The following is a 19,912-nucleotide window of genomic DNA, read 5'->3' as shown; positions in this document are numbered from 1 at the left end:
ACCCGGTGTACTGAAGGTGGTTGGCGATGAAGTTGGATGTGCCGTTTTATTCCCAACGCGTCGGACTCCCCAAGCCTCCCCCGGTCGATGACCCGGACGGGTGTTGGTACGCGTGTGCCAAGATGATTGGAACCTACCATGAGGGCACGTGGGCCAGCAAACGCGTCGGCGTGCCGGAACTCACCAACCCCGACGGCTCCCATCAGGCGCTCGGGCGACTTCCGGACGGCCGCGACGGGTACAACGTGTTGCTCAAGAACGAAAAGCTGGCGGAGCTCATCGCGCCGCCGAATCCCACGGTCGACGACTTCACGGGGCTGCTCCAGGACAATGGCCCGATCCTGTTTTTCTGGTGGTCCGTCAACTACGCCACGAAAGTCGGGTATTATCACGCGTCGGTGTTGGTGGGAACGATGAGCGGCGACGGCCTCCGGGAGGTCATCTTCCACGACCCCGCCCTCGGTCCCGACCAGACCATGTCGGTTCCCACGTTGCAATCCCTGCGCCAGGCCGGCAGCGGCCGTCAGGCCCTGGCCGCTCGCGTCAAGGGGACGATCCCGCAGAAGAAGGCCGATATCCAGGGCGCGACGCTGGGATAATCCGAAGGGGATCGCCCAATCCCTTGGTATTCGTTCCGCGACCGAAGACAACGTCGAGGAGCCGGATCATACTTGCGTCCCCGAGGCTACAACGGGAAACCCTCTACGTGCTTGATGCTCGCGGGCGGATCGTCTCCACCCGCGAGCCTCGGCCTTCACCCGGCCCCCGATTCGCCCTAATCCGCGGCGCCACCGAGTGTGTCTGGGCCGTGCGCTCGGATGTCGCCGACGAACTGGCGGAAACGCTCTCCGACTTTGCTCGGAGGGAAGAGCCCTCAGGACATTGGGAACGGCCGCCCACGTTCGCCGGCGAGTATCAGGCAGCGCTAGGCAGCCGCCCCGTGTGGTGGGGCCCGGCGTTCGAGTTTCCCGATCCACTCCGAGCGGTCGGGGACGCCGAAGAGATCCACGCCGAGTCCCGGCTTGATCCGCACTTCACGGGTTGGGTCGCGGGCGAGTTCGCGGCCGGGGCCTCGCCGGTTCTGGCCGTCCTTGAAAATAACGTCCCGGTGAGCGTCTGCTTCTGCTCCCGTCGTTCCGACACCGCCGCCGAGGCGGGTCTCGACACGGCCCCTGCCTACCGGCGTCGAGGCTACGCCCTCCGCGTGACCGCCGCCTGGGCCGACGCCGTGCGTTCTTCGGGGCGCATCCCCCTCTTCAGCACATCCTGGGAGAATGCAGGATCTCTGGGAGTTGCTCGGGCGCTGGGACTTCGGGTCTACGCCACGGACTGGAGTGTCGCATGAGTCGGGGTTTCTGGACAATCCTCGCCGATCTCCACCAATCTCTCACCGTGCGGACTCTTCACCACAAAGTCACAAGGTCACAAAGGGGAAAGCTCCGAGAGGTTTGTTTTTGTATCGGTTGGTTTTCATTCTATTTGCAGAATAAATTATGGTTAAATTGTGATTTGTATTGTTCTTGTGCTTGGTTGGCTTCGGCGAAGGTTCTCGATCCCGAGGGCTCGAGAGGCCGGCGGAGATGAAGCCGAATTTAGGGAGACGTCGCGGACTCGCTGGGGCAGGCGCCTAAAATACCGAGTCCGGCTCATGTTGCCGAGCGATTGCCTTCGCTGGCATCGAGCTGACGGGGAAGCTGCACCATGATCTCGCGATTCGTACTGGCCGCCGCCTTGCTCGCGCCGGTCGTCACCTTGGCCGGAGCTCCAACGGATTCCGACTCCGGGCGATGGCTCTTGGCGTTGTCGAAGGCCGACCACTCCATGGCGGTCGTGGACCCGGCGACGTTGAAGGTCCTGACGCGGGTTCCCGTCGGGCCGGATCCGCACGAGATCGTCGCCTCGGCGGACGGGACGCGGGCCTACGTCTCGAACATGGGCTTTGGCGCCAAGACTTACCACGAAATCAACGTGATCGACCTCGTCGAGAAGAAGGCCCTGCCGAACCTCGACACGGGCGCCCTGACCGCCCCCCACGGGCTGGCCTTCGCCGGCGGGAAGCTCTGGTTTACGGCCCAGGGAGCGAAGGCTGTCGGCCGCATCGACCCGGCGACCGGCCTTGTCGAATGGATCATGGGGACGGGCCAGAACTGGACCCACATGATCCACGTCTTCCCCGGCGAGACGCGAATCTGCACGACCAACGCCAGGTCCGCCACGGTCAGCATCCTGGACTACGTCCAGGTCCAACCGCCCAGGCCGCCGGCCGGTGTCGTACCTCCCGGTGCAGGCCCGGGCTCGCGGCCAGGAGGCGCCTCGTTTCCAAGGATGGGGCCTTCCATGGAATGGGTCCAGTCCGTCATCCCTGCCGGGCCGGGCGTGGAGGGTTTCGACGTGACACCGGACGGTAAAGAACTCTGGGGCGCGAACGCCCAGGACGGGACGATCTCCATCATCGACCCCGCAGCGAAGAAGGCGCTGGCGACTCTCGACGCCCGGGTCGAAGGTGCCAACCGCCTGAAGATCACGCCGGACGGCAAGCGAGCCCTCGTCTCGAGCATTCGAAGCGGCGAACTGGCGGTTTTCGACACAGTGACTCGGGCGGAGGTGAAGCGGCTGAAACTCGGCCGAGGCGCGTCCGGCATCCTGATCGAGCCCGAAGGCGGCCGCGCCTTCGTCGCCTGCGGCCCGGATGACCGCGTCGCCGTGCTAGACCTCCGGACGCTGGAGGTCACCGGGACCCTTGACGTCGGCGGAAATCCCGACGGCCTCGCCTGGGCTTACCGTCCTTCGCGGTGAAACGTCCCCCCTCGACCCGGCCGCTACGCGATGCGTCTCGTGCGGCCGGGATTGGGGGTTGCTTAGATAGGAGTTACGCAGTAGTGTTCACCTGCCCGTTGATTTCGATCGGTTGGGCCGCTCCGGAAACAGCCTGGAAATCCCAAAGGTCGCAAGCTCTCCATCGGATGGGCCGATTTTCATGAACGAACGTCCACTACTGCGTAACTCCTATTAGATTAGAAATAGAGTTTCGAACTACCGCGTTACTCCTCGAATTCACATAGAGCCTTCATTGGGCGGACGTGGTGTTTTCCTGTTTTTGAGATCAACAAGATTTTGTTATTTTGTCTCTGCTTCTTTGTCGACGTTGGTGATTTCGTCTCTCTTCGAGGTCCGTTGCATGGTTTCTGGATCGACATTGAAGCTTGTCGTAGTTTCCTTGGAGTAGAGTTTTCCCTCCTTCAATTCCATGACGGTTTGACTATCCGAGGTGGCCGGCTCGAATCTGCCTTCTTTGCCGAAATAGTCCCCATATCCTACGTTTGTGTTTGTGATGATTAGTCGGTCGCCCTTGAGTTCGATGCGAACTAAACTTGTATACCCTGTGGGATTTGTGAGCGAGTTGGCCAGGCCACGCAAGCTTCCGAGTAGACGTCCTGTGCTTTTTCGGATTGTTAATTCATATCGTGAGGCGAGCACACGATCCTCATGCCGTCCCGGCCCTGTTCGCTTGCCTTCTTTGTCGAGATCGAAGATCGTTTGCTTGATCACAAATAGCACGTCGAATGAAAAGCTTTCTGATGTTTCTTGAAGGTTTGTATAGATGGTCTGGCGTACAAATTCCGTCTCTAGCGTATTGTTGGCCATCTTGACCGTGCTGCGGTGCTCCAGTTTCCTTCCTATTACATTCTTCTTCAAGAAGGCAACGACATCCTCCTTCTCGGCTGCTAATGTACGTCCTTCAAAGGCGAGCAGTACCGCGACGAACCACGCTAATCGCGACCGGAAAGAATTCAGGGTTCGCATGAAAAAATCCTCCTGTTCGATGCTTGTTTTTGCCAGGACTGGAAACTCTTCGTGGATGAAATTCGCAATGGATCGTACCAAAGGCATCTTGGTCGCCGCTAGGGGATACCAGAAACGATTGATAGGAGGTGAGCCGGAAATAGCGTTCAGGGAGCGTTGTCTTGATTACGCCGATGTAATCGGCCACTTTCTCACGTCCTGAGAAGGTCCGGCGGTATGCCTTCAATCCGCCGATCAGGAGCTACACGGTACTTCGACGACGATACGCATCCTTGTCGGATTTGCTCGAAGTTCGTCGTGATGGCGGACGACAAGGACACTGCCTGCGGCGGTTGTGGTCAGTTCTTGATCTCGGTAGCGAGCCAGGCCTTCAGCTCTTTCTGGAGGTCTCGTGCGAGTTGGGGGTGTTCGGCGAAGGCGTTGCGGCGCTCGGCGGGGTCGGTTTCGACGTCGAAAAGCTCGGGGCGGCTGTCGTTGGTGATGACGAGTTTGTAGCGGCCTCGCATTGCGGCGAGCTGGTTGCTGCCTTCGCTCCGCCACTCCCAGAAGAGGGTGCGTTCGGGGAGCGGGGTTTTGCCGGTCCAGAAGGGGGAGAGGTTCAGGCCGTCGACGCGCCAGGCGGGGTCGGGGGTTCCTCCGGCGATGGACAGGAGGGTGGGGAAGACGTCGGTCATGTGGACGACGTCTTGAGAGACCGCCCCGGCGGGGATGTGGCCGGGCCAGGAGGCGATGGCGGGGACGCGGATGCCCCCTTCCCAGAGGGTCCGCTTCTGGCCGCGGAAGGGTTTGTTGCTGTCGTGGAAGTTGCTCGTGCCGAGGTTGCCCGACTCGAACGTGGCGCCGTGGTCGCTGGTGAAGACGATGAGCGTGTTGTCGGCCAGGCCGAGCTCGTCGAGCGCGGTCAGGATCCGGCCGACGTTCTTGTCGAGGCGGGTGACCATCGCCGCGTAGGTGGCTCGGAGGGGGCGTGAGGGGTCGGCCTCGGGGAATTTGCCCTTGTGGAGGGCGACTTCTTCGGGAGGGGCCTCGATGTTGAAGTGGGCGTTGATGAATGGGACGTAGAGGAAGAACGGGGATTCCTTGTGGCGCTTGAGGAAGTCGACGGCGTGGTCGGCGAAGAGGTCGTCGGAGTGGCCCGAGACGGGCTTGAGCTCGCGGCCGTGCCAGAGGTTCTCGGGGAATTTCTCCCAGGCGTGTCGCGCGTCGGTGAAGCCGAAGAACTCGTCGAACCCCTGGTCCATGGGGTGGACGTAGTCGGTCTGGCCCTCGCGGGGCTGGCCGTGGTGCCACTTGCCGAAGAGGGCGGTGGCGTAGCCCTTGGCCTTTAAGGCCTCGGCGATCGTGACCTCGCTCGCGGGGAGGTCCTCGTTGTTGCCGGAGACGCCGTCGTGGATCGGATACTTGCCGGTCAAGAGAGCGGCGCGGCTCGGGGCGCAGACGACCGCCGCGGTGTAGAACCGTCTGAAGATCGTCCCTCGAGCACCGAGCCGGTCGAGGTTCGGGGTCGACCACTCGGTCCGGCCGTTGAACCCGACGTCTCCCCAGCCCAGGTCGTCGGCCAGGATGAAGACGATGTTCGGTCGGGGCTCGGCGGCCGGGGCGGGCGACGCGGCGAGGCCGGCCAGCGCCAGCATGAGCACGAGGGAGGGAACATGGCGGTATGTCATGGCGAGGCGGTCGCTCCTCGAGGCGGGGTCGTCCGCTTTCGGGACGATCGTCCTGGACCCGTCGGGCCCACTCTACAAAAGAGGTTTGGGGCGGGCTATAGTGACGCTTTCCGAACCTCGGCCCGGGTCGCTCGCCGACGGTTGCGGACTCGGGGCCGACACGCAGTACGATTCCAGTCCAGGGGGAACGAGACGATGAGTCAGCGGAAGTTGCGGGTGGGGATGGTCGGCGGCGGCGGACCGTCCAACTTCTTCGGGGCGCCGCACCGCCGCGCGATCCTGCTGGACAACTCGGCCGAGCTGACCGCGGGGGCCCTGCGGAGCAAGGCCGACGAGTCGATCGAGGCGGCCCGAGAGCTGTACTTCACCCGCGGCTATGGCAGTTGGCAGGATTTGATCGCGGGCGAGACGGCCCTGGGCGAAGAGAAGATCGACTACGTGACGATCGTCACGCCCAACGACGCCCACTTCGGCCCGGCCGACGCCGCGTCGGCGGCGGGGATCGGCGTCCTCTGCGAGAAGCCCCTGACCACTACGCTCGACGAGGCCCGTCGGCTCCACGCCACGGTCGCGGCGCGGAACACGCCGTTCGTCGTCGCCTACACCTACACCGGGTTCCCCATGGTCATGCTCGCCCGAGAGCTGATCAAGGACGGGGCCATCGGCGAGGTCCGCAAGGTCGAGGCGTGGTATCCGCAGGGGTGGCTCGCGACCAAGCTCGAGTCCGAAGGGCAGAAGCAGGCGTCGTGGCGCGTCGACCCCTCCAAGGCGGGGGCCTCGGGCTGCGGCGGCGACATCGGCACGCATGCCTATGAGTTCGTCCGGTTCGTCGCCGGTCGCCAGGCGACCCGAGTCCGAGGCCGGCTCAAGACCTTCGTCCCGGGCCGGGCGCTCGACGACGACTTCACGGTCCTGGCCGAGCTCGACAACGGCGGTATCGCCACCATCGCCGCCTCGCAGATCACGATCGGGGCCCAGAACGACAACGGCTTCCGCGTCAGCGGGACGAGCGGGACCCTCGAGTGGTCGATCACCGATCACAACGTCCTGAAGCACTACTCCGGCGGCCAGCCGCTGAAGCTTTATCGCCTGGGCGCCGAATACGGCTACATCCCCGGCTCGATCAAGCCCTACGTCCGCGTCCCCTCCGGCCACCCCGAAGGGTTCCACGAGGCGCTCGCCAACCTCCACCGTACCCTCGAGTGGACCATCCGCGAACGGCGAGGGGAGAAGGTCCCCAAGCCCTTCGAACACCCCGGGATCGTCGACGGGGTCGCCGGCATGGCGTTCGTCGAAGCCGCGGTCGCCAGCTCGAATCAAGACGGGGCCTGGGTCGAGATCCCCAAGCTCGGTTGATTTGGACTCAGGGAGGCCGTTTGTTTAGAAACCCGGTTTTTTCTTAAAAACCGGGTTTCTGACGCCGTCAACGCTGCTTACCCGTGGCGGGACGTTGAGGCCTTCCGCTTTCAGAAACCCGGTCTTTAAGAAAAACCGGGTTTCAGGATCAGTTCCTCCCGTCGTGACGACTGCTCGAACCGGAGATCAGGGAATGGCCGGGAAAGACCCCTTGGTGCGGTTCAGCGTCGCGATCGGCGGCGAGTTGCTCCAGAAGTTCGACCAGTACCGCGAGCAGCACCACTACCCCAACCGCAGCGAGGCGGTCCGGGGCCTGATGCGCGACGCCCTGATCGAAGAGGTGGTCACGAAGGATGACAGCGACGCGATGGGGGTCGTCACGCTCATCTACGACCACCACGCCGGCCGGATCTCCGAACGCCTGACGGAGCTCCAGCACATGCACCTGGACAGCGTGCTGACGACCACCCACGTCCACCTCGACGCCAGGCGATGCCTCGAGGTCATCCTCCTCCGCGGCTCCGCCAAGATCGTCCGCGAGCTGGCCGACAGCCTCATCGGGACCAAGGGGGTCGAGACCGGCCGCCTCGTCCTCGCGTCGGCCGCGCCGGTCGCTGATGGACACGGCCATTCCCACGATCATGGCCCGGGTGGCCACCACCACCATCACCATTGAGGCCTTCCCTACGATCCCACGCGAGCGGGATCGATCCGAGGAGGATTATTTCATGGATGGATTCAAGGCATTTGTGATGGTCGCGTATGTGTCCCTGGGCTTATTCATCGCGGCGCTCGCGGTCCCGATGATCCGGCGCCGGGTGGGCCCGAACCGCTGGTACGGGTTCCGGGTCCCCAGGACCCTGGCGGACCCCAGGGTCTGGTACGAGGCGAACGCGTACGCCGGGCGCTGCATGTGCGGGTTCGGGGTCGCGATGAGTCTGATCTGCCTCTTGCTCTACTTCGTGCCGGGCCTCGACCCGCTCATTTATTCGATGTCATGCCTGATGGTCTGCCTGCTCGGGTCCGCGGTGAGCGTGACGTTGAGCCTGAACTACCTCGGCCGGATCCCGAAGTAAGAACCTGTCCTGAAACACGTTTTTTTCCGAAAACGGGTTGGTTCATGGTGTGAAATGAGTTTTGAGGATCTGTACCTGGGTGCCACGGGTACCGTCTTCGGACGCCGTGCGGACCCGACCCGGCTCACCGCCTCGATCCTCTTTCGCTCCGTGAGTTAGCCGGGTTTCCGAGAGGGGAAGGGGTCGACGATACGCCGAGGGGGCGGCGACATTGACCGCGTCAGAAACCCGATTTCGAAGGGAAAATCGGGTTTCGGGACAGACGCGAAGGAGACTCAGTCGCCCGAGCGCCAGATCCGGACGGTCCCCTCGTGGCTGGCGGTGGCGAGGGTCTTGCCGTCGTCGGAGAAGGCGACGGCGTTGACGCGGTCCTTGTGGCCTTCGAGGCGGAGGACTTCGCGGGCGGTGACCGGATCCCAGAGGACGACGGCGGCGTCGGATCCGCCCGAGGCGAGCGAGAGTCCGCGCGCGTCGAAGGCCAACGAGAAGACGCCGACCGCCTTGTGGGCCCGGATCGGGGTGACCCTCCCGGAGGCGAGGTGGCGGAGGAAGATGCTCCCCTGCTCGTCGCCGATCGCGAGGGTTTCGCCGTCGGGCGAGAACGCGACCGCCTGGACCGCCTGACCGTCCCGGAAGCTGCTGGCGGCCCGGCCGGTCTTCAACTCCCAGACGAAGGTCTTCGAGTCGTTCCCCCCCGAGGCGATCCAACGACCGTCGGGGGAGAAGGCGACGCAGCGGACCTTCGCGGCGTGTCCGCGAAAGGTCCGGACGAGGGAGTGGTTGGCGAGGTTCCAGACCCGGATGACGTCGTCGGACTCGGCCGACGCGACCCACTGGCCGTCGGGGGAGACGGCGATGTCGCGGACTTCCGACGCCCCCCCCGACAGGGTTGTGGTGGCTGCCTGGGAAGCGACGTCCCAGAGCTTGATGGTGCCGTCGAGGCTCCCCGTCACCAGGGTCCGGCCGTCGGGCGTGAAGGCGACGGAGACGACCGTCGCGGTGTGGCCTCGAAGGACGCCGATGGCCTTGCCGGTCGCCGCCTCCCAGAGCCGCGCCGAGTGGTCGTTCGAGCCGGTCGCGAGGATCTGCCCCCCGGGCGAGAAGGCCGTGGCCCACACCTCGTCGGCGTGTCCGAAGATCTCGTCACGTTCGGGGGGAGGCTCGAGGTGCCAGATCCAGGCCCGGGCGTTCTGGCAGCCGAGGACGACGTCGCGGCCATCAGGACTGAAGGCCAACTCGCCCACGCTGTACGCGGGGAGGTGTCGGGTCCCCTCAACCCGGCCCGTGGCGACGTCCCAGACGCAGATCTCGTTACCCGCCTTCCCCACGCCCGCGACCCGTCGGCCGTCTCTGGAGAGGGCCATGCCGTAGTCGATGTGCGAGTTCAGGTCCTGGGCGAGCACCTTCGAGGACTCGGTCGGAACGTCCCAGATCCGGACCGTCCCCTCTTCGCCCGAGGTCGCCAGGGTCCGGCCGTCGGCCGAGAGGGCGACCATCACCGGCCGGTGCCCTTCCGCGCGGAGGTGGGTGATCCGGGGCGACGAGCCCGCTCGCGAGAAGTCGGCGACGGTGATCGGGGCAGACTCGGACTTGAGCGTCCAGGCGAGCAGGTTGACGTTCGCCGCCGAGGCGATCGAGCTGATGTCGGCCGGCAGCTCGTCGGCGTCCCAGTGGTGTTGGTTCTTGTCCGTGTCGACCACCTGCAAGGTCGAGGGCTTGCCCGAGGTGACGAAGACCAGCCTCCCATCCGCGAGGAAGGCGAGCCCGGTGACCCGCCCTCCTCCGAGGGGCAGGAGCACCGGCGGCTTGGCGAGCGCGGCGTCCCGGTCGAGCCAGACCTCGCCGGGCCGGTCGGTCGCCCAGGCGATCCGCTTGCCGTCGGCGGATGTCGCGACCAGGGTCGCGGGCCTGGCGACGAGCCGGCCTTCGATCCGGCCGGCGCCGACGTCCCAGGCCCAGAGGTTCAGCTCATCGTCGGTGGAAACGGCGCCCCAGCCTCCGCCACTCGCGGAGGGGAAGGTCCTGACGTTCCCGGCCCGCTGCCCGTGGACGAGCGAGATCTCGCGGTTGGCCCGCCGCCAGAGGTAGTGCCAGGAGAACTCCCGGAGGTCGCGCTCGCCGGGGTGCGGGATCTGGTCTTCCAGGTCCTGGATCGCCCGCTCGGGTTGGCCGGCCTTCTCGAGCCTGCGGGCCTCGAGCAGCGTCTGGTCATACAGGTGCCGGCGCACGACCCAGCTTTCGCGTGCGACCCTCGCCCGCTCGTCCTCGACCTGCCTGGCGTACTTGCGGTTCTCCTCGAGGGCCTCGCGCAACGCGTGGTTGGCCCGCTGGAGCATGAAGTCGTGCCAGATGCCCCCGGCGACCAGGCAGATCGTGACCAGGAGGCTCGTCACCGCGAAGGCCGCCTCGGCGGGCCGTCGCCTGGACCATCGGGCGATCCGGCCCAGGGGGGTGATCGGCCTGGCGAGGACGGGCTCGCCGTCGCAGAACCGCTTGAGGTCGTCGGCCAGGTCCTGGGCCGAGGCGTAGCGCCCCGCCGGATTCTTGGCCATCGCCTTCTGGACGATCGTCTCGAGGTCGACCGGGATCGTCGGGATCAGTTGGCGAAGCGGGCGAGGGTCCTCGCGCGTGATCCGGAGCAGGAGCGCGGTGTGCGAGACCTCGGGGAATGCCGGGACCAGCGAGAAGAGCTCATACAGAGTGGCGCCGAGCGAATAGACGTCGGTCCGGTGGTCGATCACGCCCTTCCCTGCCGAGAACTGCTCGGGGCTCATGTAACGGAGGGTGCCGACGAGGTCTCCGGTCGTCGTCAGCGTCGGGTTCCCTTGGACGCGGGCCATGCCGAAGTCGGCGACCCAGAGGTGCGCCCGGCGGTCGACCATGAGGTTCGAAGGTTTGATGTCGCGGTGGATCACGCCGTTGCGGTGCGCGTGTTCCATCGCCTCCGCCGCCTGGATGCCGATCCGGGCCGACGCCCGGAAGTAGGCCTGGTCGCGGATTCCGGGCTTCGCGCCCGACGAACCCGACGGAGTGTGAGGCTCCTTGCCGAAGAAGACCTCCGGCAGCGCACGGCCATCATCCCCGAAAGGTTTCCGGTCGACCTCCGAACCGGGCTCCTCGAGGTGGCGCAGCTCTCGGATGACCCTCGCCAGGCTCGAGCCGTCGACGAGCTGCATCGTGTAGTAGGGACGGCTGTGCTCGACCTCGATGGCGAAGAGGGGGACGATGTTCGGGTGGTTCAGGCTCCCGGCGACCTGGGCTTCCAGTTGGAACCGCATCAGTTGCCGAGGGTCGAGCGCCTCGCCGTCGTGGAGGACCTTCAGCGCGACCCGGCGAGGGACCGAGATCTCCTCGGCCTCGTACACGACACCCATACCGCCCCGGCCGACCTCGCGGATGATCCGGAAGTCGTCGAACCGGGGCCGCGTCCGCCCCGTCGAAGGGGGGCCGGGCTCCCCCTGCCCTTCTCCCTCCGCTTCCGTCGAGGGCCCGCTCGACGTCTCCAGGTCGGCCAGCATGGCGACCGTGCGGAAGAGTCGGCGCATGTCCTCGGCTCGTTCGGAGTGCTGGCGGATGAACTCCTCGACGTCGACGCTCTCGCCGTTTTCGATCCGCTCGACGATCCCGGCCACCTGCTCCGCCAGGACCGAGTCGACATCATCCGGCACCGGCGACGACGTGCGTCGCGGCTTCATGAGCTCACCCCTCCGACAACGTCCAGGGCCCGCGCCGACTGATGCCCTCGTCGCGTCCATCGCGGGGTCCGGGACTGGGGGACGGATTCCGAACCTACCAGACCTTCGATGCCGTCGGGGGTGTCGGCTCGCGTCGGCTTGCTCATGACAGAAGTCTACTCCATCATCCGACCGCACACCCAAAGGAATCTGATGGCCAACACCGGGTTCCCGGGCGCCGAGGCGACCGGATGAGGCCACCTCGAGACGGGACGGCTCCGGACGTGTTGACCGAGGCCGGGGGCGGCGCCATGATTTGATAAGGTCTTGAGGCCGAGGCCGTCACTTCGGAGCTCGTTTGCGCGATGACCGTCAGCCTGCCCAGTTACGCCACACTCTCTGCCATGATCACGCCGGCGATCTTCCTGACCGCCAACGGTTCCCTGATCATCTCGACGTCGAACCGGATGTCCCGCGTGGTCGATCGCATCCGCGTCCTCAACGACCTGGGCGACAAGCTCTGCCGGGGAGCGAGCGACCTCGATTACCCCAAGGACCGCTTGGCCCACGTCCATGACCAGCTCGACCGCCTGGTGTTGCGGGGCGACCGCATCCGGTTCGCGCTGACGGCGCTCTACCTCGCGTTCGGGGCGTTCGTCGGGACGAGCCTCGCCCTGGCCCTGGACGTCTGGCTCGAGAATCGCCTGGTGGCCGTCCCGACCGCCACGGCCGTCCTGGGGGTCATCCTGATGCTGGTGGCCTGCGTGAACCTCGTGCGCGAGGCGTTCGAGGCCCTGCGGAGCAACCGGCTCGAGATCCGCTTCTTTCGCGAACTCCACTCGCGTCGCAAGTCCGAGGGGACGGGCTGCTTCGAGGGCAACTGAACACCCTCCGGCGGGCCCCGGCGATGGCGCCTCGCCGCGTTCGCGACCCTGCATCCCGACGCTCGACCGATCGGAGGCTAGCGGTCCGGAGATGTGAGCCGGTTTCGAAAAAGCGAATGCAAAAATGGAAAATGACGATTCGGCGGGGTACACTCTTTATTAAAATACGATCGACTCAAGACGTAACGGAACGCGGTTGAACCGGACCGTCCGTCGCGTACGCCCGCGATTGCCTTTCCCCTTTGATTTCGGCCTCGTTGACGAGACACCCTGCCCATGGCACGCAAGGCCAAACGCGCGACCTATGCGCCCCGGTTGGAAGTCCTCGAGATCCGCGCTCTGCTCAGCGCGGACACGGGGACTGAGCTGTTCGTCCGCTTCAAGGCCGACGCTCCCCAGTCGAGCGTCCAAACCGCCTTGACCACGCTGCAGGCGACCGTGGTGGAGTCGTTCCCCGACGGGCCGAGCGTCATCGCGTTGGGTGCGGGGGTCGACTCGACCCGGGCGCTCCAGTGGCTCCAGGCCGACCCCTACGTCCTCTATGCCGAGGACGACGGGACGATCCAGGAGACGGACGTCACGCCGAACAACCCGAATTATAATCAACAGTATGGGCTGACCCAGATCGACGCCCCCGCGGCCTGGAGCGTGACCCAGGGGAGCTCCTCGGTGATCGTCGCGGTGCTCGACACCGGGCTCGACCTGAGCAACCCGGCCTTCGCGGGTCGGCTCTGGGTCAACCCGACGGCCGGGTCAGACGGCTACTCGGGCGACGTCAACGGCTGGAATTTCGTCTCGAACAACAGCAACGTCCAGGACAACGACGGCCACGGCACGCACGTCACGGGCATCCTCGCGGCGACCGGCAACAACGGGATCGGGGTCGCGGGGGTCGACTGGAACGCCCGGATCATGGTGGTGAAGGTCCTGGACTCGGCCGGCAACGGCTCGACGAGCAACGCGATCGCGGGGATCTACTTCGCCGCGCAGCACGGGGCCCGGGTCATCAACGCGAGCTGGGGAGGCGGCACCTACTCCGCGGCCCTGGCCGACGCGATCGCCTACGCCGGATCCCTCGGCACCGTGTTCGTAACCGCGGCGGGCAACGACGGCGTCAACAGCGACGTCAAGCCGTCGTACCCCGGTTCCTACAACCTCCCCAACGAGATCGTGGTCGCGGCCGTCGATTCCTCGGGGAACCTGGCGAGCTTCTCCGACTACGGGGCCAGCAGCGTCACCCTCGCCGCGCCCGGCGTCAACATCCTGAGCACCGTCCCCGGCGGCTTCGGCACCCTCTCCGGGACCTCGATGGCGACCCCGTATGTCTCCGGGGTCGTCTCCCTGGTCGTCGGGCTCCATCCCGAGTGGACGGCGATCCAGGTCGTGGAGCACATCAAGTCGACCGTGAAGGCCGCCCCCGCGCTCGCCGGCAAGACCTCCACCGGAGGGATCGTGGACGCCGCGAACGCAGTCCGGGCGGCGGCGGCCACGCCGTCGAGCGGCAATAGCGCGGCGTCCCAGGAGACGACGCCCTATCAGGCGTTCCTCGTCCACATCGCCCAGTCGAGCCGTAAGGCCGCGCGGTTCCGTCGCCACGCTCCGGTCCCTCGACATCGATTCCCGAAGCGCGTCCGGTTCCCGAAGCGGTTCCTCCACCGTCGCGAGGTCGCGAACCTCGCCGTCCACCACCCGAACCCCACGCTGGTCCGGGCGGCGTCGTATCAAGAAATGGGTGGGCGTCAACTCGTTGGTACGCGGAACGCCTCGACCGACCACCCCTTCCTCGCCTTGCTCGAGAGCGGGATGTCGCGGTCGGATGTCGCCAATCACATCAGGGCGACGCTCGACACGAAGCACGCCCTGATCACCCACTGGGCCTTCAACCGTCGAGGCGGAGCCTGAGCGTCTACCCCGAACCCCGGTTTTTTTCTGAAAAGCCGGATTTCTGCCCTCTCGACGCCGATACCCTCTCCCCTGCATCTCGACGTCTGGCCCACGGAAACCCGGTTCTTAAGAAAAAACCGGGTTTCGGAACAGGCTCATCCATGCTCTTCTGGCCGAGCTGACCGCGTCCGACGGCGAGGACTCTACTCTTCCCCCGACGGGGGGGCGGCGGTATGATCTCGGTCCAACGGTGGGGAAGGACAAGCTCACGGAGGAGCGAGCCATGATCATCACGATGCGCCCCACGTCGCCGAGCCTCCGCGACGCCCTGGCGGTGGCCGAGCTGTTCGTCGGCGTCTTCCGGCGCGACCTGCTCGCCTTCTATCCCCAATGCGGGTTCGAGCCGGTCGATGGCGACCGTGTTCCGGTCAAGGTCAAGTCGGGCCCGGACTTCCATCTCGCCGAGGATCTCGAGGACCCGGACGGCTCGCTCCAGGTCGAGATGTTCGGCCGCCGGCATCGTTTGACCTCGCGGGGCGGCCGGTTCACGCCGCACGACCGTCGGATGATCCGCGCCATCGGGGCCGTCTTGGCGTTGCGCTACCACCACCTCTTCCAGGTGGCGCACGAGTCCCGGCTCGAGCTCTTCCGCGGCGGCTCGGAAGACCACTACGTGGCGGCCTTCATCGAGCCCTCGGCGTACGCGCCGGCGGCGGCCCGGCCGAGCCGGATCGCCTCGACGATCCTCACCCTGCGGACGGCCGCACTGTCCACCTACGAAAACCGCCGCGTCTCGACCGGGGCGCTCCTCCTCGGCCCGATCGACGACCCGGACCACCGGATTCCCGAGACGCCTCCGGATGCCCTCCCTTACGGCGTCGAGCTGACCGGGTTGAAGAGCATGCACCGGCTCTGCGACGGCCGTAGGACGCTCTTCCTCGTCGACCGCGAAGGGAAGCTCGCCGACATCATCGACGTCGACCGCTGGGCGGCCGAGGTCCCCGGCGCGGGGGGCTCCGTCGTCCCCTGTGCCCGCGCCTACACCTCGCACGCGAAGGCCACGCGGTCGGGCGGCCACGTCTGCCTCGTCCTGAGCCCGAACCAGGAAATCAAGCTCTTCCACGGCGGCCTCCAGTCGTTCGTGTTCGCCCACGGGCGCTGGCGGATCCACGACCCGGCCTCGAAGTTCGCGGTCTGGGAGGCGGCCACTTCCCAACCGAAGCTTGCCCGGGTCCTCTTCCAAACCGCCCTCGACCTCGCCGAGAGCCGCCAGGGCGGCCTCTTCGTCGTCGTCAACGACCCGGCCTCGGCCATCGGCCGCCTGGTCCCCCCGCACGATGTTTTGACCTCGGAAGTCCCCTGCGGCCCTCCCCCCGAGCTGACCCTGGACGACCCCCTGGCCCGCCGCGCCCTGCACTACCTCGCCCGGGGCCGCGACGTGACCGAACTTGCCCCGTCCGTCCTCGAAGCCCTCGGCGGCCTCGACGGCGCCCTCGTCACCGACCGCTCCGGCAAGCTCCTCGCGTTTGGTGCCATCCTCCGCCACGACGCCTCCAGCCTCCCCCCCACCGTCGCCGCCGAAGGCGCCCGCACCACCGCCGCCCTCGTCGCCAGCACCTTCGGCCCCGTCTTGAAAATCAGCGAAGACGGCGTCATCTCCTGCTTCCTGAACGGCTCCCGAGTCTGGGATCTCTGAACCGGCGATCCGCAGCCGAGGTAAATCCCGCAAGACCTGTCGAATCCCTGTCGATGGCAAAATCGCTGCCGTAGGGCCCGCGAGTTGCAGGGGAAGTGACGTCGAGAGCTTTCCTTGACTCCTTGCCGAGGGAAGCTCGGCCGCACCTCGACTCTGATCGATCGGTGTGGCCTGAGGATCTGACACGAACTCGGAACACTAGGGAGAATTCATCATGGATCGCCGCGAATTGCTGGGCGCCTTGGGAGCGGGTACGGTCGGTCTGGCCGCGATTTCGGCCAAGGCGGACGAGAAGAGTACCGACATGTGTTGTACCTTGGACAAGGTCCACGAGGCATGTCTCAAGGCGTGCTCCGACTGCGCCCAGGCCTGCGACATGACGTTCAACCACTGCTTCAAGGAAGTGGCCGCGGGCAAGAAGGAGCATGCCAAGTCGCTCAAGCTCGCCGCCGAATGCGCGGAGTTCTGCGGCCTCTCGGCGTGCATGATCGCCAAGCAGAGCTCCCTCATGGCCTACTCCTGCCACGCCTGCGCCGAGGCGTGCAAGACGACCGTGGCCGAGGTCTCGAAGTTCGACTCTCCCGAGATGAAGGCCGCCGCCGAGAAGCTTCGCGAGTGCGAACGGTCCTGCATGGCGATGGTCGCGCACATGAAGCACCAGGGCCACTCGCCTACCGCGAACTGACCCGCCGAGAGATCCGGATTTGCAAGATCGCACCGCACCGCCTTGATCAGGATCACGAGTCCTGGCCAAGGCGGTCTTGCGTTGGAGTCTATCTCAGCCGAACTGGTGGCGCCTCGCGGTTTGGGTTGATCCAAGATGAGCCAGGGAGACAGGCCCTACTGCGGTCGAGGGTCGGGGGCCTTGCCCGAGAACAGATACGGCATCTCCAGGTCATCGAGGCGAATGTCTCCGAAATCCTCGGCGAGCGATATGCTGAGCTTCCAACCGCCGTGTGGTGCCGAGATCACGAGCTCGCCGGCCTCGGGGGTTTCCCAGTAGGGAGCCCCCAGATAGATACTCTCGATCCATAGTTCGTCGTCAAAGCATGAGGGGTCGTCGATGTCCCAGCGCACGGACGAGACAGGGCCGACGGTAAGACGTGACTTCGCGATATAAAGCTGCGACGACTCCGGGCGATGGATTAAGCCGAGCTCCCAGCAATCGCGCTCGACGGCGATACTCAGTTTCTTGCCGCGTCGAGTCACTGCCGCCGCCGAGAATCGCCCGTCGTGAAGATACCCAGAGAGAAAATGCACATCGTGAACGAAGTTGGACCCGCCACGTGCTCGAAAATGGAGCCGGCTCACTCCGCCACGCTGAAACTGGGCCGAGAAATCGGGGAGCATCGACCTAGAACCTTTTGGAAAAAATAGCGTTATACGTTTGTTTTTAGATGATGCAATGGTTTAAGTGGGTAACAGACAAGAAAAGATCCGCAGATAACGCCGATGGACGCAGATGAATTTTTAGATTTTCAATGATTCCATCTGCGCCCATCGGCGTCATCTGCGGACAAGATTGCCTTCTCTTGTCCCTGTTCCATTCGCAGCGAACTTCAGCCTGATGCCGGATCGTTGATCATTTCCACGCGCCGAAGGCCGCGAAGACGCTGGTCTTGTGCAGGAGCTCGACCTGGCGGAACCCTACCTTGCGCAAGAGATCGAGCTGGTACATGAGCGGTCGGGGTGTGTCTTCCTGGGTGACGTAGGCGAAGACGTGGTCGCGATAGGCCTCGTCCTTCAAGCCGACGAGGTACTCGCCGTAGCGCCGCCACATCATCTCCTGGATCGCGGTCGAGGTGTGCTCGATCAGGTCGGAGATCCAGATCGATCCGCCGGGGCGGAGCGCCTTGAAGAACGTGGTGAAGACGGCCTCCCACTCTGCGTCGGTCCGGAGGTGGTGCAGCACCGCCGCGGCCACGATGACGTCGAAGCGGGCTTCGCCGAGGTCCAGGTCGCGGACGTCGCCCTGGAGGGTCTCGATGTGTCCTTTGGTCGCGGGCCGGAGGCGCTGCTCGGCGCGTTCGAGCATCGGGCGGCTCAGGTCGACCAGCGTAATGTTGAGGTCGGGGAGGCCTTGGAGGAGCTTGAGGCTGTAATTGCCCGCGCCGCAACCGATGTCGAGCAGGTCCGTCGCACCCGGGTTCGAGGCGGTCGCGGCCTGGGAGATCAACTCGAGGACGAGCGGAGCGTCGATCGTGGCCGACTGGCCGGTCTCCAGGTTGCTGAACCGCTCCACGTCGCTATCGAATCGGGCCCGGATTTGCTCAACGGTCGATTTCATGAGTGAGAGTCTCGCGCGTCCTGAGTTTGTGAACGGGGCTGCGCCGGGACGAGACACGGCCGAGTCCGCCGAGGTTCGGTGGCCTCGGCCGTCGCCTCGTTCACGGCACCGCAAACCCTGATGGGGTCAAGACGCCGGCCCGAGGACGGCGGTGACGGGGTAATGGTCGGATGGCACGCGACCATCTCGCGACGTGTGGTCGATCGCGGCGTCCTTTACCGTCCACTCCTTCGAGCAGCCGATCCAGTCCATGCGAGCGCCCGAGGTTGACCCCGCCTTGAAATCCTGGAACGTTCCTTCACCCCTGGCTTTTGTAGGATGGGCGACCCGGTAGGTGTCGCGGAGCCCCTCGACGAAAATGGCCTGATGTGGTGGCGTCCCTTCGCCCGTGTTGAAGTCGCCGGTCAGGATGACGCGAGCCCCTTTCTCGAGATCGGCGATCTTCCGGCGGATGAGGCGGGCGGACTCCAGGCGGGCGCGATGGCCCCGGTGGTCGAAGTGGGTGTTGAAGTAGACGATCGGAGCCGCGTCCGGAGCACTCTTGTCGCGAAGCTTGACCCAAGTCACCATGCGGGTCAAAGAACTGTCCCAACTCTTGCTCCCCGGAATCTCCGGCGTTTCGCTCAGCCAGAAGTGCCCGCCGTCCACCTTCTCGAAGCGTGATTCTCGATAGAAGATCGCCGCCATTTCTCCGGCGTCTTTGCCGTCGTCCCTGCCGACGGCGACCACGCCGTAGCCCTTGAGCCCTGCCACCAAGTAGTCACGCTGCCCGGCGAGCGTCTCCTGCGTCCCCAGGAGGTCGGGATCGAAGGTTTTGATCGTCTCGACAAGGAAGGTCTTTCGCTTGTCCCACGCGTTTTCTCCGTCGTCGGCGGTGCCGTAGCGGATGTTGAAACTCATCACCCGCACGTCGGACTGCTCCACCGAATGTAACGCGACGAGGACAAGAAGGGTCGAGATCATGGCGGCTCCCTGAGGTAGAAGGCTGCCCAAGCCTAAAACATCGTGGGGAGATTGTCACGGGAGCAGTGAAATCGCCGTTGGCCCTACCATGCAATACGATCGGATGAAGTCGCACGGTCGCGGCCGGGGGGCGTCACGAGGTCTGCTGGACCCATTGGCTCCGCCAGCCCGGAGCCTCGAATGGGTCCGCGAAATACTGCGTCTCGTGCACGACCCTGCCTTCGTGGAACTCCATAATGCTCACCGTGTAGGTTGGTCGTCCCTGGTAGGTGATTATGTATTCGGTGATCCAGAGATTACCGTTACCGAGGATTCTCCTGACGTTGAAACCTGAAGGCTTGCCGGGATGATGGCTTCGCAATGACTGCAAATTCACTCGCCCGATGATTCGCTCGCCCGACTGAGGGTATTCGCAGACGGCATCGTCTGAGTAGATCTCGTGTTCCGCGTCGATATCTCCGATCGCCGAAGCGTGCCAGTGTTCGTTGAGTGCCTCGCGGGTTCGGTCCTCTTGCACGAATCGCCTCCAAGTACGGGCTACTGCAATTTCCGGTTGGGTCGCGCACGTCGGAGGGAAACGGGGACTGGCTCCCGGCCCGCTCGGTCCTGGTCCTTTGCGGC

The 19,912-nt window shown here is 65.2% G+C and carries 17 protein-coding genes; 10 read left to right on the top strand and 7 right to left on the bottom strand.

Annotated elements, in window-relative coordinates:
* Positions 1 to 26: 26 nt before the first annotated feature.
* The 3 genes from ACYOEI_RS18495 (at position 27) to ACYOEI_RS18485 (ending at position 2,796) form a co-directional block, all read left to right on the top strand.
* Positions 27 to 599 (top strand): papain-like cysteine protease family protein, encoded by a 573-nt coding sequence (locus tag ACYOEI_RS18495; protein ID WP_462851027.1) that lies wholly within the window; start codon positions 27 to 29, stop codon positions 597 to 599.
* Between the two features lie 107 nt (positions 600 to 706).
* Positions 707 to 1,345, top strand: a complete 639-nt coding sequence (locus ACYOEI_RS18490) for a GNAT family N-acetyltransferase (protein ID WP_462851026.1) — start codon at positions 707 to 709, stop codon at positions 1,343 to 1,345.
* Between the two features lie 356 nt (positions 1,346 to 1,701).
* Positions 1,702 to 2,796, top strand: coding sequence for a YncE family protein (locus tag ACYOEI_RS18485; protein WP_462851025.1), 1,095 nt, complete (start codon positions 1,702 to 1,704; stop codon positions 2,794 to 2,796).
* Between the two features lie 321 nt (positions 2,797 to 3,117).
* Here the strand turns inward: ACYOEI_RS18485 and ACYOEI_RS18480 are convergent, their stop codons facing one another.
* Both ACYOEI_RS18480 and ACYOEI_RS18475 read right to left on the bottom strand, forming a co-directional pair.
* Positions 3,118 to 3,804: a hypothetical protein gene (locus ACYOEI_RS18480; protein WP_462851024.1), complete on the bottom strand. Its 687-nt coding sequence runs from the start codon at positions 3,802 to 3,804 to the stop codon at positions 3,118 to 3,120.
* 338 nt (positions 3,805 to 4,142) lie between these two features.
* On the bottom strand, positions 4,143 to 5,471 hold the full coding sequence (locus ACYOEI_RS18475; protein ID WP_462851022.1) for a sulfatase-like hydrolase/transferase: 1,329 nt from the start codon (positions 5,469 to 5,471) through the stop codon (positions 4,143 to 4,145).
* 195 nt (positions 5,472 to 5,666) lie between these two features.
* On the opposite strand from ACYOEI_RS18475, the gene ACYOEI_RS18470 reads away from it, so the two are divergent.
* From ACYOEI_RS18470 to ACYOEI_RS18460, 3 genes are all read left to right on the top strand, one after another.
* Positions 5,667 to 6,827, top strand: coding sequence for a Gfo/Idh/MocA family protein (locus ACYOEI_RS18470; protein ID WP_462851021.1), 1,161 nt, complete (start codon positions 5,667 to 5,669; stop codon positions 6,825 to 6,827).
* A gap of 193 nt (positions 6,828 to 7,020) precedes the next feature.
* Entirely contained in the window at positions 7,021 to 7,503 is a 483-nt protein-coding gene (nikR, locus tag ACYOEI_RS18465; protein ID WP_462851020.1) for a nickel-responsive transcriptional regulator NikR, read from the top strand.
* A gap of 52 nt (positions 7,504 to 7,555) precedes the next feature.
* Positions 7,556 to 7,903, top strand: coding sequence for an SdpI family protein (locus ACYOEI_RS18460; protein ID WP_462851019.1), 348 nt, complete (start codon positions 7,556 to 7,558; stop codon positions 7,901 to 7,903).
* 275 nt (positions 7,904 to 8,178) lie between these two features.
* On the opposite strand, the gene ACYOEI_RS18455 is transcribed toward ACYOEI_RS18460, so the two are convergent.
* Complete coding sequence (locus ACYOEI_RS18455; protein ID WP_462851018.1) at positions 8,179 to 11,598, bottom strand: protein kinase domain-containing protein; 3,420 nt, start codon at positions 11,596 to 11,598, stop codon at positions 8,179 to 8,181.
* A 344-nt stretch (positions 11,599 to 11,942) separates the two neighbouring features.
* Here ACYOEI_RS18455 and ACYOEI_RS18450 point away from each other — a divergent pair, with 344 nt between their 5' ends.
* The 4 genes from ACYOEI_RS18450 (at position 11,943) to ACYOEI_RS18435 (ending at position 16,726) form a co-directional block, all read left to right on the top strand.
* Positions 11,943 to 12,461, top strand: coding sequence for a DUF2721 domain-containing protein (locus tag ACYOEI_RS18450; RefSeq protein ID WP_462851017.1), 519 nt, complete (start codon positions 11,943 to 11,945; stop codon positions 12,459 to 12,461).
* 276 nt (positions 12,462 to 12,737) lie between these two features.
* Positions 12,738 to 14,363, top strand: coding sequence for a S8 family peptidase (locus ACYOEI_RS18445; protein ID WP_462851016.1), 1,626 nt, complete (start codon positions 12,738 to 12,740; stop codon positions 14,361 to 14,363).
* Positions 14,364 to 14,628: 265 nt separating this feature from the next.
* Positions 14,629 to 16,041 (top strand): hypothetical protein, encoded by a 1,413-nt coding sequence (locus ACYOEI_RS18440; RefSeq protein ID WP_462851015.1) that lies wholly within the window; start codon positions 14,629 to 14,631, stop codon positions 16,039 to 16,041.
* A gap of 214 nt (positions 16,042 to 16,255) precedes the next feature.
* Entirely contained in the window at positions 16,256 to 16,726 is a 471-nt protein-coding gene (locus tag ACYOEI_RS18435; protein ID WP_462851014.1) for a four-helix bundle copper-binding protein, read from the top strand.
* 155 nt (positions 16,727 to 16,881) lie between these two features.
* Here ACYOEI_RS18435 and ACYOEI_RS18430 read toward each other — a convergent pair whose 3' ends face one another.
* The 4 genes from ACYOEI_RS18430 to ACYOEI_RS18415 form a co-directional block, all read right to left on the bottom strand.
* Positions 16,882 to 17,250, bottom strand: coding sequence for a hypothetical protein (locus tag ACYOEI_RS18430; protein ID WP_462851013.1), 369 nt, complete (start codon positions 17,248 to 17,250; stop codon positions 16,882 to 16,884).
* Positions 17,251 to 17,623: 373 nt separating this feature from the next.
* The gene (locus ACYOEI_RS18425; RefSeq protein WP_462851012.1) at positions 17,624 to 18,328 is read right to left on the bottom strand and encodes a class I SAM-dependent methyltransferase; all 705 of its coding nucleotides are present in this window, start codon (positions 18,326 to 18,328) and stop codon (positions 17,624 to 17,626) included.
* A 126-nt stretch (positions 18,329 to 18,454) separates the two neighbouring features.
* Positions 18,455 to 19,291 (bottom strand): endonuclease/exonuclease/phosphatase family protein, encoded by an 837-nt coding sequence (locus ACYOEI_RS18420; protein WP_462851011.1) that lies wholly within the window; start codon positions 19,289 to 19,291, stop codon positions 18,455 to 18,457.
* A 133-nt stretch (positions 19,292 to 19,424) separates the two neighbouring features.
* On the bottom strand, positions 19,425 to 19,808 hold the full coding sequence (locus ACYOEI_RS18415) for a nuclear transport factor 2 family protein (protein WP_462851010.1): 384 nt from the start codon (positions 19,806 to 19,808) through the stop codon (positions 19,425 to 19,427).
* Between the last annotated feature and the right edge of the window lie 104 nt (positions 19,809 to 19,912).

The organism is Singulisphaera rosea, assembly GCF_054877945.1.
This window is presented reverse-complemented; position numbering and strand designations above follow the sequence as displayed.